General features: G+C 48.8%; 1 protein-coding gene. It reads right to left on the bottom strand.

Going from position 1 to position 490, the window contains the following annotated elements; all coding sequences use genetic code 11:
* On the bottom strand, positions 1–490 hold a 490-nt coding region (locus RH45_RS18975; RefSeq protein ID WP_008080314.1), incomplete at both ends, for a transporter substrate-binding domain-containing protein.

The following is a 490-nucleotide window of genomic DNA, read 5'->3' as shown; positions in this document are numbered from 1 at the left end:
TTGTTTTTCAGATCGGTAAAGGCGTTTAGATAGCTGTCATAGGCGACAGGCGTGATAGCTTGTTGTTTATCCTGCAAATAGCGCTGATGCGTTGTACCGTTTTCCAGACCGACTTTTTTGCCTTTCAGATCGGCAAAAGTGTGATAAGCCCCTTTACGCGTGACGACTACCGCCGATAGACCTTCGTAATAGGGTTGGCTAAAGGAGACCTGCTGCTCACGTTTGGGCGTCATATCCATACCGGCGATCACCGCATCAAACTTTTTGAAGCGTAGGCTGGGGATCAGACTATCAAAGCTCTGGTTAGTGAATGAGCACTCCGCTTGCATCTCTTTGCAGACCGCGTTGGCGACATCAATATCGAAACCAACAATTTTATTATCGGCATCGACAAACTCATAGGGCGCATAGGTGGCAGAGGTGCCAAAATGTAATGTTCTGGCGGAAACGGAAGCGGCGTGAACGGAGAGGCTGGCTAACAGCATGACAA

Source organism: Vibrio sinaloensis DSM 21326, from assembly GCF_000189275.1.
Classification (GTDB): Bacteria; Pseudomonadota; Gammaproteobacteria; order Enterobacterales; family Vibrionaceae; genus Vibrio; species Vibrio sinaloensis.
Note: the sequence above shows the minus strand (reverse complement) of the source record. Positions and strands in the feature narration are given on the sequence as shown.